This is a genomic window from Mesorhizobium sp. AA22, assembly GCF_001672375.2.
Taxonomy (GTDB): domain Bacteria; phylum Pseudomonadota; class Alphaproteobacteria; order Rhizobiales; family Rhizobiaceae; genus Mesorhizobium; species Mesorhizobium wenxiniae.
In genome coordinates, this window is sequence record NZ_CP048406.1 from 6,154,656 (window position 1) to 6,165,969 (window position 11,314).

The following is an 11,314-nucleotide window of genomic DNA, read 5'->3' on the forward strand; positions in this document are numbered from 1 at the left end:
AGATGGAGATGATCAAGGAAAAGTTCGACGCCATTGTCATCGGCGCCGGCATGTCCGGGAACGCAGCTGCCTACACTATGGCAAGCAACGGCTTGAAGGTGCTGCAGTTGGAGCGAGGTGAATATCCGGGCTCCAAGAATGTCCAGGGTGCCATCATGTATGCGAACATGTTGGAGAAGATCATTCCGGATTTCCGGGATGATGCACCTCTCGAACGTCATCTGGTTGAACAGCGATTGTGGGTTATGGACGACACCTCCCACACCGGGATTCACTATCGGTCGGACGACTTCAACGAGGTAAAGCCCAATCGCTATACGATCATCCGTGCCCAGTTTGATAAGTGGTTTTCGCGCAGGGTGCGCGAGGCCGGCGCGACGGTTCTGTGCGAGACGACGGTGACGGAACTCGTCCGTGACGCCAAGGGCAAGGTGATCGGCGTCCGCACGGATCGGGCCGGCGGAGCTATCTACGCGGACGTAGTTGTTCTTGCAGAAGGTGTCTGCGGGCTGCTTGGCACGCGGGGCGGCCTGCGCAAGATGCTGAAGCCGGAAGCCGTGGCGCTCGCAGTCAAGGAGATGCATTTCCTGCCCGAAGAGGTCATTGAGCAGCGGTTCGGGGTCAAAGGGAGTGAAGGCTGCGTGATTGAGGCAGTCGGCACGATATCCCACGGCATGGCCGGGCTCGGGTTCCTCTACACCAACAAGGAATCGGTCTCACTGGGCGTCGGCTGCCTCGTCTCGGATTTCGCCGCGAAGATGGAGAGCCCATACGGCCTCCTCGACGCGCTGAAAAACCACCCTTCGATCCGGCCGTTGATCGCCGGTTCGGAGGTGAAAGAATACGCGGCTCATCTCATTCCCGAAGGTGGCTACAAGGCTATTCCGCAGCTCTTTGGCGACGGTTGGGTCGTTGTCGGCGATGCCGCGCAATTGAACAACACCGTTCACCGCGAGGGTTCTAACCTCGCCATGACCTCGGGTCGCATCGCGGCTGAGGCTATCATCCAGCTGAAGAGGCGCAACGATCCTATGACCAAACAGAACCTCGCGCTTTACAAGACGATGCTGGATAAATCCTTCGTGGTCAAAGACCTGCGGAAATACAAAGACATGCCAGCTTTACTCCACACTAACGCCTGCAATTTCTTCACGACCTACCCGCGGCTAATGTCACAAGCCGCGCAGAACTTCATGCGTGTCGACGGCACGCCAAAGATTGAAAAGGAAAAGGCTACCACGGCAGCCTTCATCAAGGCGCGCTCGCGGTTGGGGCTGGTCAGCGACGCGATCCGGCTGGCATTGGCGTGGCGGTGAGGCACTGAACACATGACCAACCCAGTGAGGATATTACGTGTCGAGGACAAGCTCTACCAGAACCGCTATCTGGTGGACTCCGGCCGTCCGCATATAAAGGTGCGACCGCACGAGCAACCAAGCGCGAATCTGCTCGCGCTGACCCGCGTCTGTCCAGCGAAATGCTATGAGTTGAACGACAAAGGTCAAGTTGAAATCACGGCCGACGGCTGCATGGAGTGCGGCACCTGCCGCATTTTGTGCGAGACCAGTGGCGAGATCGAATGGAACTATCCGCGCGGTGGCTTCGGTGTCCTCTTCAAGTTCGGATAATCGGCGTTCGCATCGTTTGATGGGTGTGCACCTGTGTAATCCTGAGGTTACGACCGAGCGCCAGCCTTTGCTTGCACCATCTCGCAAAAGGGAAGAGCGGGTGAACACTGTGCTTCCAGAATTGAAAAGGAAAAGGCGCTTGGGAGGAGCACCCTTGGACCACAACCGCTGAGGTGTTTCCATGGCTCACATACGGCCGGATGATCGGGTCAACGGAGTGGGACCTCGAGACACCTTCCGCAAACCCGCCAGTGATGGGATGTTCGAAGCAGATGACTGGCTCAGGGGAATCTACGAGGTGTCGAAGGCGCTGACGGCTCCCGCCCGGCTGGAGGTTACGCTGGCCAATGTCGCGAACACTCTCCCGTCGTTTGTGCAAATGCGTCATGGAGCAATCTTTGTCCTGGACTCTGAAGGTGAGCCGGAGATCGCCGCGAGTGCCGGCAGCGGCCCATCAGGCACTCACCCCATCATACCAAAGGCGGCAATAGATCAAATCGTCGCTACGGGCACGCAGCTCGTCATCGCGGACCTCAGCACGTCCGAGTTGTTTCAGGCCGAGCTTCAAACACGTCCTGGTGTCAGTTCCCTCCCGATGGCCTTTATCGGCGTCCCGGTTAAGGCTGAGGACAGGATCCTTGGGACGTTGTCGATCGTAAGAGACAGCGCACACGGGTCCCGCTACGATGAGGACATCTGCTTCCTGACGATGGTGGCCAACCTCGTAGGCCGCACTATTCGCCTCCATCGCGGCTTGACTAGGGATCGTGAGCGGCGCGTCGATGAGAGCTGGACAGCGGAGAATTCGTCCGATGAGGACCGGACCGACCCCGTCCCGCATGCACCCGTCAAGATGGATGGGATCATCGGGGAGAGCCCCGCACTCAAGCAGGTGCTCGAAACCGTCTCCATTGTAGCAAGGACGAATTCCACCGTGCTCCTGAGGGGCGAGAGCGGCACCGGCAAGGAGTTTTTCGCGCAAGCCATACATAGGCTCTCGCGCCGGCGGAGGAAGTCTTTCGTCAAGTTGAACTGCGCCGCACTGTCGGAAAGCGTTCTGGAGTCGGAGCTGTTCGGACATGAAAAAGGCGCCTTCACAGGGGCAATTTCCCAGCGCGCCGGCCGTTTTGAATTGGCGAACGGGGGAACGCTGCTACTCGACGAAATCGGCGAGATTTCACCTGCATTCCAAGCCAAGCTGTTACGTGTCTTGCAGGAAGGCGAACTGGAGCGTGTTGGCGGTACCAAGACGCTGCAGGTCGACGTGCGACTTATATGCGCCACCAACAGGGATCTCGAGTCGGCTGTCGTAAGCGGGGAGTTCAGGGCCGACCTTTATTATCGCATCAATGTGGTGCCAATCATCCTGCCTCCGCTCCGAGAGCGACCGGGGGATATCCCTCGCCTTGCGAACGCCTTCCTCGAACGATTCAACAAGGAGAACCATCTCGAACTCGCCTTTGCGCCGTCGGCGCTCGAGTTTATCTCGCAATGCTACTTCCCTGGAAATGTCCGCGAATTGGAGAACTGCGTGCAAAGGACGGCCACGCTAGCGCGTTCAAGGACAATCGCTCCATCAGATTTTGCCTGCAACAATAACCAATGCCTATCTTGGCTCCTCTGGAAAAGAGCTGATCATTCGCACAGCGGCAATACCGGCAACCAGCGCTTTCGGAGCAATATAATGCCCGCCGGATTGCCGATGCCGGCCGGGCGCTTCGGCGCCCCGCAGGATAACGTGCGACCCCATACTGCCGACCCTGCAAACGATCCCGCTCTCCCTGCAATAGGCCCGCGCCTGACGGAACGCGACCGGCTGATCGGCGCGATGGAGAAGGTCGGCTGGGTTCAGGCCAAGGCCGCCCGTGTCCTCGGTGTTACGCCGCGACAGGTCGGATATGCTTTGCGCCGACACGGGATCGAGGTGAAGAAATTCTAGCGTTCTCATGAGGTGGAGAACGAGAACACTGCGCCAGCTACGCGAAATGTGTCGGGCCCGGGCCAAACCTGCGCGAGTGTGTGATGCTGTCACACCCCTTCATCACCCGCCCTTGCCGACGTCTTGCCGATCGCAGAAAGGAGTCACCCCACTCTCCTGAATCGGAACCATGCAGACCCAAATGAGCAGTGGCAACTTCACCGCGGACGAGCTCGCCGTCGCCGAGACCGACATCCTCGTCGGAAGACCGGTCGGGAGTTGTGCCGAGGGCGATCACGGCCGAGCGGTCGACGCGGGATTTCTATCTTGAACTGGTGTCCGGCCGGGTCGTCTTCCTCACTTTCTAACATAGTCCTGTTAGAAGTCCGACAAAGCTATGTCGGAGCAACTCCATGATATCCGACGCGCAAAGCCAATTCGTGAACTAGCGCCACCTTTTCAGTTGGCATTGCTCTTGCGCTTCGAACCGCGACGTTAACCCGTAACGGAGCCCTTCAATGGCCGCACCGGTGATTTCAGTTGAGAGCCTGACCGGCGCGAGGTTCTCCGACCAGTTGCTGGTGAGCGCGAAGTCGGGTGGCTGCGCATCTTCCTCCTGCGGGTCGTCGACAAGGCCGGACGATATGGATCCGGCCATCTGGGACAAGATCAAGGATCACCCGTGCTTTTCAGAAGAGGCGCACCACTATTTCGCGCGCATGCACGTCGCCGTCGCGCCGGCCTGCAATGTCCAGTGCAACTACTGCAATCGCAAATATGACTGCGCCAACGAAAGCCGGCCCGGGGTTGTCTCGGAAAAGCTGACACCCGATCAGGCGATACGCAAGGTGATCGCGGTCGCCAATGAAGTGCCGCAGCTTTCCGTGCTTGGCATCGCCGGACCGGGCGATGCCTGCTACGACTGGGAGAAGACGAAGGCAACGTTCCAACGCGTCGTAAGGGAAATCCCCGACGTCAAGCTCTGCGTCTCTACGAACGGGCTCGCGCTGCCGGACCACGTCGACGAGCTTGCCGACATGAATGTCGATCACGTGACGATCACGATCAACATGGTCGATCCGGAAGTCGGCGCAAAGATCTATCCCTGGATCTTTTACGACCATCGCCGCTACGTCGGCATCCAAGCCGCCAGAATTCTGCACGAGCGGCAGATGCTGGGGTTAGAGATGCTGAGCGCGCGCGGAATCCTTACCAAAATCAATTCGGTGATGATCCCTGGAGTGAACGACCAGCACCTAATTGAGGTGAATAAGTGGGTCAAGCAGCGCGGCGCGTTCCTGCACAACGTCATGCCTCTGATTTCCGACCCGGCGCACGGCACGCACTACGGACTGACCGGGCAGCGCGGTCCAAATGCAATGGAGATGAAGGCTCTTCAGGATCGTCTTGAAGGCGGCGCCGAGTTGATGCGCCACTGCCGGCAGTGCCGGGCAGATGCCGTCGGCCTGCTGGGTGAGGATCGTGGCCAGGAATTCACACTGGACCAGATTCCCGGCGAGCTCACCTACGATGCCGGCAAGCGCGAAGCCTATCGGGAGCTGGTCACGGACGAGCGCCGTGATCGCCTGGCAGCCAGGAGCGAAGCGATCGGAATGGTCAAGACAACGAGCTCCGGCAGGTCCCTCCTCGTTGCGGTGGCGACTAAGGGCGGCGGCCGCGTCAACGAACACTTCGGCCACGCCAAGGAATTCCAGGTGTATGAAGCGTCGCCGATAGGGATCAACTTTATCGGGCACCGCAAGGTTGAGCAGTATTGCCTCGGGGGTTGGGGCGAGAAGGCCACTCTCGACGGGGTCATCGCTGCGCTGGAAGGCGTAGACGTAGTGCTTTGCGTCAAAATTGGGGATTGCCCCAAGGATCAGCTCGCGACCGCCGGTATCCGAGCAACCGACGCTTACGGCCATGATTACATCGAAACGGCAATCGGCGCGATTTACGCCGCCGAGTTCGGCGTCCAGGCACTCGCGGCGACAGCCTGAACCCATCTCATTTACTCGAATCAGGAGTCAAAATGGCTTTCAAGATCATCGCATCCCAATGCACACAATGCGGGGCCTGCGAATTCGAATGCCCGTCGGGTGCGATCAAGTTCAAAGGCGAGAGCTACGTGGTCGACATGCAGAAGTGCACCGAATGCGAAGGAGCTTTCGACACGCAGCAATGTGCTTCGGTGTGTCCTGTGCCGAAGACCTGCGTTCCTGCCTGAGTCCACTGGGTACCAACACAAGTGGCTGCCCCGGGGAATGCCTGCGCGCCTCATCAATGACACTTCAGAGAACGAAGGAACCGCCATGCGGCTCGCACGCGAACAGGAGGTGGAAATCCGCAGACCTCCTCAATTTCAGCCGGGAGAGCGGGTCCGTGCCACTCGTCACATAAAGAACGACGGCACCTATCCTGGCAGGGAGATCGGCGAAAATCTCGTGCGCAAGGGCGAAGAGGGTTATGTGCGCGACATTGGCACGTTTCTACAGCAGTTCTTCATCTACGCGGTCGAATGGATCGACCGTGGGACGGTCGTCGGCATGCGAGCGCGTGAATTGACGAGCCTCGACAAAGCCGACGCTCCCTGCAGTGCCGAAGAAAACGCCAATAAAGGAACGGCCGCATGAAAGTAATGATCCGCAGGACTGAGGCCGGGTTGTCGGCGTATGTCCCGAAAAAGGATCTCGAGGAGCCGATTATCAAGTTCGAGAACCAGGACCTGTGGGGCGGGGTCGTAACGCTCAGGAACGGCTGGCGGCTCCTCCTTCCCGATCTTCCGCCGCATACGCGCCTGCCGATCACCGTCGAGGCAAGGAAGCTTTCCGACGGGGACTGATGCCGCCCGTCAATGAGAGGCGTCAAGAGGAAACGAGCATGAACACGATCCCCACCTCGGGCCACCTAGTCGTCGTCCGGGACAGTTTTGCCCGAAAGCTGCTTGAGCTGGCCAGACGAGCGTTAGTCTCCGATCAGGTGATCCCGTATCTCGGTCCGGGTCTCCTCCGGCTCAGCTCTGCTGAGCCGCCTGTACCGTGTACCCCCGAAGCCGTTGCCGAGGCACTCAACACGCGGGCGCCAGCCCCCTCGAAGATCCGCACCAATATGTGGTCGGTCGCGCAGTTCATCGAACAACGCCGGCATCGCCGCACACTTCAAGCTTGGATGACTGATATATTTGCGGGGCCGGCGGCGCCGAGCATCCTCCACGCCTGGCTCGCAAAACTCCCGCTCTCCCTCATCATTGACAGCTGGTACGAAGGCGCCATGCGCGCGGCGCTAGCAGAGGCCGGCCGAACCGACGTCGTCGAGATACAAGGCGTTACGCGGGCGAACGAAGTTGGCGACATTTGGACCAGAACTTACGACTTGTCGGGAAGGGAACTCGAGGCTGGAACAGCGACAAAGACGGTTCTCTATGCGCCACATGGCAGTATCAGGCCGGCCGCAAATTTCCTCATCGCCGATTCCGACTATGTCGAAGCCCTGACTGAAATCGATATCCAGACGCCTATCCCTGACGTGGTCAAGGAACGACGCGTCGACCGGGGCTTTTTCTTCGTCGGCTGCCGCTTCAATGATCAGATGCTGCGTACTTACGCCAGGCAGATCATGAAGCGCTCAGAAGGCCCCCGTTACGCGATCATGGACGGGCAAACGCTGACCAGAAACGAAGCCCGTTTCCTTGCGGCAAGCGGAATCACGGTGATCGACATGCCAGCGAGCGAAGCCGTGGCGCAACTCGCCGGATCAGCATTTGAGCCGATGGTGGCCAGGATCAACTTGGAGGGACGTCTTTGATGTGAGTCGACCGGCTCGCTTCCGAAGGCGCAAAATTCAGTCGGGGGCACTCGGTGGGCAGTGATGCTGTTGGCACGACCTCTCTCAAATCGTCCGCGCATGTAAAAGCGGCCGGGTGGGGCCGGGGCTTGAGCACGCTATTGCGCATTACGCGCATGAATTTGAGGCACCCGTGGCAGGTCGCGTTAGCTATCGGTTCGACGATGGTAGCCGTAATCCTGCAGTTGCTCATTCCCCAGCTTCTCGGCCGGGCTGTCGACCAGACCCAGGTAGCCATCGGGGGCGCTGTCACGGTGACGGCTGCAGAACAAGCCCTCTGGACTCCTGCTCTCCTGCTGCTCGGCGCGAGTATGCTACGCGGCCTCTTTACGATGGCGCAAAACTACTTTGCCGAAGCCGTCGGGCACCACGTCGCGTACGAACTGCGGCTTGCTTGTTACGACAAGGTCCAGCGCCTGAGCTTTTCCTTTCACGACCGGGTGCATTCAGGCGACCTGATCACCCTCGGCATCCTCGATCTCGACGGCGTGCGGATGTATTTTTCCACCGCTCTGGTTAGGTTCTTTCTACTCACCATGCTGATCGGGATAGGCGCCTGCATGATGATCTCAACCGATCCGGTACTCGGTTTGATCGCGCTGAGCTTCGTGCCTTTCGTAGCTTGGCGATCGTCGGTCACCCAGCTTAAGCTACGCGCCATCTGGCTCGACCTGCAGGAGCGGCTTTCCGTCCTGGGCCGCGTGATGGAGGAAAATCTCGCGGGCATCCGCGTTGTCCGGGCGTTTTCGGGACAGGCTTATGAGATGGCGAAGTTCGACAGCGCCTCGACAAACGCGCTCGAACTCGCGCACGAGCAGGTTGATGTGTACGTGCCCAATACGTCGGCAATGACCATGGCCTTCTTTGTCGCCATGGGGTTGGTCCTCTGGATCGGTTGCGACAAACTCATCGCCGGCCAGATCAGCGTTGGAACGCTCACGACGTTCCTGACGTTCATGACGATCCTGCAATTGCCCGTCCGCCAGATCGGACTGATGGTCAACGGCTTCGCCCGCGCTTACACTTGCGGTTCGCGCCTCTTCAGTCTGCTCGACCAGGACATCACGATCGGGGATGCTTCCGGTGCAAGACCGCTCGAGATCGGTGAAGGCACTCTGCGCTTCGACAATGTCTCGTTTGCATATCCCGGCACCGGAAACCGCGTCATTCTAAAGAATATTACCTTCTGCGCCCGTAGGGGCGAGACGATCGCGATCGTGGGTCCGCCGGGTTCTGGCAAGTCGACAATTGCTCACCTAATCCCCCGCTTTTACGACGTCACTGGTGGCACCATCATGCTTGACGGGCAGGACATCCGCGGAGTCACCCTCGCATCGCTTCGCAAGGCGGTCGCGGTCGTACAGCAGGATGCATTCCTGTTCACAACCACGATCGAGAACAACATCGCTTATGGGGACCCCTGGGCGAAGGAACAGCCGATCGAGCGCGCTAGCGAATCCGCCCAGTTGCACAATTACATTCTCGGCCTCCCTGCTGGCTACAAGACGGTCGTCGGCGAACGTGGCGCCTCTCTCTCGGGCGGCCAGCGTCAGCGTCTCACCATAGCTCGCACGATGATGTTGCGCCCATCTATCGTCGTTTTCGACGACTCAACGGCCGCTATCGACGCCGCCACAGAGCAGCGCATCCGCGCGGCGATACGGCGTTTCGCCAAGGATAGGGTGACGATCATCATCGCCCACCGGCTGAGTTCACTCAAGCACGCCGACCGGATTCTGTTTGTCGACAACGGCGAGATCGTGGAACGCGGCACCCATCAAGAGCTTTTGGCCAAGCGAGGACGCTACAAGGCCCTTTATGATCTTCAGTTGCTCCCGGGAGATGACATTGCGACCACGTTTGGAGGCGCGCCCTGATGGCCAAGCGGCACGCCAACGAACTCGAAATCGAACCGAATGATAGCGGTAGACGCCCTCCGCGCGCGGTCGTCGGGTCCCATCGCATCGAGGAGGAGATCTTTGGCCGGGCTTTCGACAAGAACATCATTCGCCGCATATGGGCCTTCGTTCGTCCCTACCGAGCCATGGCGGTCGTCTCGCTTGCCGCATTGCTGATTTTCACTGGCACGCAGCTTCTCATCCCGCTGATCATCCGCTTCGCGATCGACTACGCCATAACTCCGGCAGGCGCTGATGCCTCCGTCCTGCTTGAGGCCGCCGTCGCGTTTGCGCTTGCCATTCTGGTTAATTTCGGCGCCGCCTACGCGCAAGAAACCATGGTAGGGAAAATGGCCGAGAACGTCCTCTTCGACATCCGCCGCGCCATGTTTGCCCATCTGCAGAAGGTATCGCTCTCCTTCATGGACAAGACCGAGGTAGGACGCTTGATGTCTCGCCTTCAGGGCGACGTCAACTCTATCCACGAATTTCTCGAAAACTCGATCTACTCCGTAGGCGACATTGCGCTTCTCTTCGGCATCATCTTCGTAATGCTGTCGGTCAACTTCAACCTCGGCTTTCTGACGCTCTCGGTCTTGCCGGCCCTGTTGATTATCCGCATCGTGTGGCTGCCGCGTGCCCGCGAGGCCTTCATGGCTGCACAAGAGACCAATTCAGTCGTCAACGGCGCATTGGCCGAAGCGATTCAAGGCGTCCGAACCGTCCAGTCCATGGACCGCCAGTACGTCAACTTCGTATTGTATGACGACAAGGCACATGCCGACCTCACGACCCACCTGACCGCTGCCAAATATGCACAGGTGATGGTCCCGATCGTCGATGGCCTCACCGGCCTCGCCATGGCTGTCGTCATTGTGGTCGGCGGCTCCATGATCATGAATGGCCGCGTCGATGTGGGCGTATTGGTTGCCTACATATTCTATATCCAACGCTTCTTTGACCCAATTCGCTCACTTACTCTGCAATATTCCGTCATGCAGCGCGCAATGGCCTCCGGCAAGCGCCTGACCGATGTGCTCGACGTCAGGATCGAGGTCCAGGACAAACCGGATGCCAGGATCCTTGCGCCCGAAATGGACGGCTCGGTCGAGTTCAGGAGCGTCACGTTCGGGTACGATCCCAAACAGCCGGTGCTGAAAAACGTCTCTTTCCGGGTCAATCCCGGCGAGACGGTCGCCTTGGTCGGGCCGACCGGCTCCGGTAAATCGAGCGCGATGGCCCTCGTCCACCGCTTCTATGATGTTCAGCAAGGCCAAGTGCTGGTTGGCGGACATGATGTGCGCGATCTCACCCAGCAATCGCTCGGCACTCAGATCGCTATGGTGCTGCAGGAGCCGTTTCTGTTCACCGGGACGGTTTTCGAGAATATCCGCTACCACAAGACGGAAGCCACGCGGGAGAAGGTGATCGAGGCCGCCAAGGTGGTCGGCGCCCACGACTTCATCATGAGACTTCCCGACAGGTATCAAACCCAACTCGGCGAACGGGGCGGCAACCTTTCTCTCGGTGAGCGCCAGCTTGTCAGTTTCGCACGCGCCCTCGTCGCCGACGCCAAGATCCTTGTTCTTGACGAGGCCACCGCCAGCATCGACAGCTACACGGAAATGGTGATCCAGAAGGCTCTCAGAAAGCTCCTTGAAGGCCGGACTGCGCTTGTCATCGCTCACCGTCTCGCCACAATCCGTGGTGCCGATCGCATCATCGTGCTTCAGAACGGCCAGGTTATTGAGACCGGCAACCATGAAAAACTGATGGCTATGGGCGGGCTCTATTCCAAACTCTACAATCTGAACTACTCGTCATTCGACGACGTTCCCGAAGAGGAAGCCGAAGCCGATCCGACCGGACAAACCGCCTCTCGTACCTGATGCTCCTTGCGAGCCGTATCTGATCGTCCACTCGTTCAAAGCTGCCACCGACTTCCGTAAGCTGGTGGGTGCCGCGTCTCGTTGACCATGCTTCGAATCCTCAGTTGAAGCGCAGCTTTTGGGGTGGCGCCGGTCCAA

The 11,314-nt window shown here is 59.1% G+C and carries 12 protein-coding genes; 11 read left to right on the forward strand and 1 reads right to left on the reverse strand.

Annotated features, from left to right (window positions below):
* Positions 1 to 8: 8 nt before the first annotated feature.
* The 4 genes from A9K68_RS29165 (at position 9) to A9K68_RS32385 (ending at position 3,877) form a co-directional block, all read left to right on the forward strand.
* Positions 9 to 1,316, forward strand: a complete 1,308-nt coding sequence (locus A9K68_RS29165; protein WP_065011136.1) for an FAD-binding protein — start codon at positions 9 to 11, stop codon at positions 1,314 to 1,316.
* A 12-nt stretch (positions 1,317 to 1,328) separates the two neighbouring features.
* On the forward strand, positions 1,329 to 1,628 hold the full coding sequence (locus tag A9K68_RS29170) for a ferredoxin family protein (RefSeq protein WP_065011129.1): 300 nt from the start codon (positions 1,329 to 1,331) through the stop codon (positions 1,626 to 1,628).
* 259 nt (positions 1,629 to 1,887) lie between these two features.
* The gene (gene nifA, locus A9K68_RS29175; protein WP_245430191.1) at positions 1,888 to 3,567 is read left to right on the forward strand and encodes a nif-specific transcriptional activator NifA; all 1,680 of its coding nucleotides are present in this window, start codon (positions 1,888 to 1,890) and stop codon (positions 3,565 to 3,567) included.
* 181 nt (positions 3,568 to 3,748) lie between these two features.
* Complete coding sequence (locus tag A9K68_RS32385) at positions 3,749 to 3,877, forward strand: hypothetical protein (RefSeq protein WP_280952227.1); 129 nt, start codon at positions 3,749 to 3,751, stop codon at positions 3,875 to 3,877.
* A gap of 114 nt (positions 3,878 to 3,991) precedes the next feature.
* Here A9K68_RS32385 and A9K68_RS32100 read toward each other — a convergent pair whose 3' ends face one another.
* Entirely contained in the window at positions 3,992 to 4,213 is a 222-nt protein-coding gene (locus A9K68_RS32100) for a hypothetical protein (protein WP_246811440.1), read from the reverse strand.
* Between A9K68_RS32100 and nifB the strand changes: the two genes are divergently transcribed.
* From nifB to A9K68_RS29210, 7 genes are all read left to right on the forward strand, one after another.
* The gene (gene nifB, locus A9K68_RS29180) at positions 4,128 to 5,546 is read left to right on the forward strand and encodes a nitrogenase cofactor biosynthesis protein NifB (RefSeq protein WP_246811436.1); all 1,419 of its coding nucleotides are present in this window, start codon (positions 4,128 to 4,130) and stop codon (positions 5,544 to 5,546) included. The two genes, A9K68_RS32100 and nifB, sit on opposite strands and share 86 nt — an antisense overlap.
* A gap of 32 nt (positions 5,547 to 5,578) precedes the next feature.
* Positions 5,579 to 5,773: a 4Fe-4S binding protein gene (locus tag A9K68_RS29185; RefSeq protein WP_065011132.1), complete on the forward strand. Its 195-nt coding sequence runs from the start codon at positions 5,579 to 5,581 to the stop codon at positions 5,771 to 5,773.
* A gap of 85 nt (positions 5,774 to 5,858) precedes the next feature.
* Complete coding sequence (locus A9K68_RS29190; RefSeq protein WP_065011137.1) at positions 5,859 to 6,179, forward strand: nitrogen fixation protein NifZ; 321 nt, start codon at positions 5,859 to 5,861, stop codon at positions 6,177 to 6,179.
* Positions 6,176 to 6,388 carry a putative nitrogen fixation protein NifT gene (gene nifT / locus A9K68_RS29195; protein ID WP_040594248.1) on the forward strand — a complete coding sequence of 71 codons (213 nt, stop codon included), beginning with the start codon at positions 6,176 to 6,178 and terminating at the stop codon, positions 6,386 to 6,388. Before A9K68_RS29190 ends, nifT begins: the two co-directional genes overlap by 4 nt.
* Before the next feature lie 38 nt (positions 6,389 to 6,426).
* Positions 6,427 to 7,350, forward strand: coding sequence for an SIR2 family protein (locus tag A9K68_RS29200; protein ID WP_065011138.1), 924 nt, complete (start codon positions 6,427 to 6,429; stop codon positions 7,348 to 7,350).
* Between the two features lie 53 nt (positions 7,351 to 7,403).
* The gene (locus tag A9K68_RS29205) at positions 7,404 to 9,266 is read left to right on the forward strand and encodes an ABC transporter ATP-binding protein (RefSeq protein ID WP_065011133.1); all 1,863 of its coding nucleotides are present in this window, start codon (positions 7,404 to 7,406) and stop codon (positions 9,264 to 9,266) included.
* Positions 9,266 to 11,176 (forward strand): ABC transporter ATP-binding protein, encoded by a 1,911-nt coding sequence (locus tag A9K68_RS29210; protein ID WP_065011134.1) that lies wholly within the window; start codon positions 9,266 to 9,268, stop codon positions 11,174 to 11,176. The genes A9K68_RS29205 and A9K68_RS29210 overlap by 1 nt, the downstream gene beginning before the upstream one ends.
* Positions 11,177 to 11,314 lie beyond the last annotated feature (138 nt).

What these genes read in the sequence shown, in the direction of transcription:
- A9K68_RS29165 (WP_065011136.1), top strand. Translation starts at nt 9, where the DNA reads ATGATCAAGGAAAAGTTCGACGCCATTGTCATCGGCGCCGGCATGTCC.
- A9K68_RS29170 (WP_065011129.1), top strand. Translation starts at nt 1,329, where the DNA reads ATGACCAACCCAGTGAGGATATTACGTGTCGAGGACAAGCTCTACCAG.
- nifA (WP_245430191.1), top strand. Translation starts at nt 1,888, where the DNA reads ATGTTCGAAGCAGATGACTGGCTCAGGGGAATCTACGAGGTGTCGAAG.
- A9K68_RS32385 (WP_280952227.1), top strand. Translation starts at nt 3,749, where the DNA reads ATGAGCAGTGGCAACTTCACCGCGGACGAGCTCGCCGTCGCCGAGACC.
- A9K68_RS29185 (WP_065011132.1), top strand. Translation starts at nt 5,579, where the DNA reads ATGGCTTTCAAGATCATCGCATCCCAATGCACACAATGCGGGGCCTGC.
- A9K68_RS29190 (WP_065011137.1), top strand. Translation starts at nt 5,859, where the DNA reads ATGCGGCTCGCACGCGAACAGGAGGTGGAAATCCGCAGACCTCCTCAA.
- nifT (WP_040594248.1), top strand. Translation starts at nt 6,176, where the DNA reads ATGAAAGTAATGATCCGCAGGACTGAGGCCGGGTTGTCGGCGTATGTC.
- A9K68_RS29200 (WP_065011138.1), top strand. Translation starts at nt 6,427, where the DNA reads ATGAACACGATCCCCACCTCGGGCCACCTAGTCGTCGTCCGGGACAGT.
- A9K68_RS29210 (WP_065011134.1), top strand. Translation starts at nt 9,266, where the DNA reads ATGGCCAAGCGGCACGCCAACGAACTCGAAATCGAACCGAATGATAGC.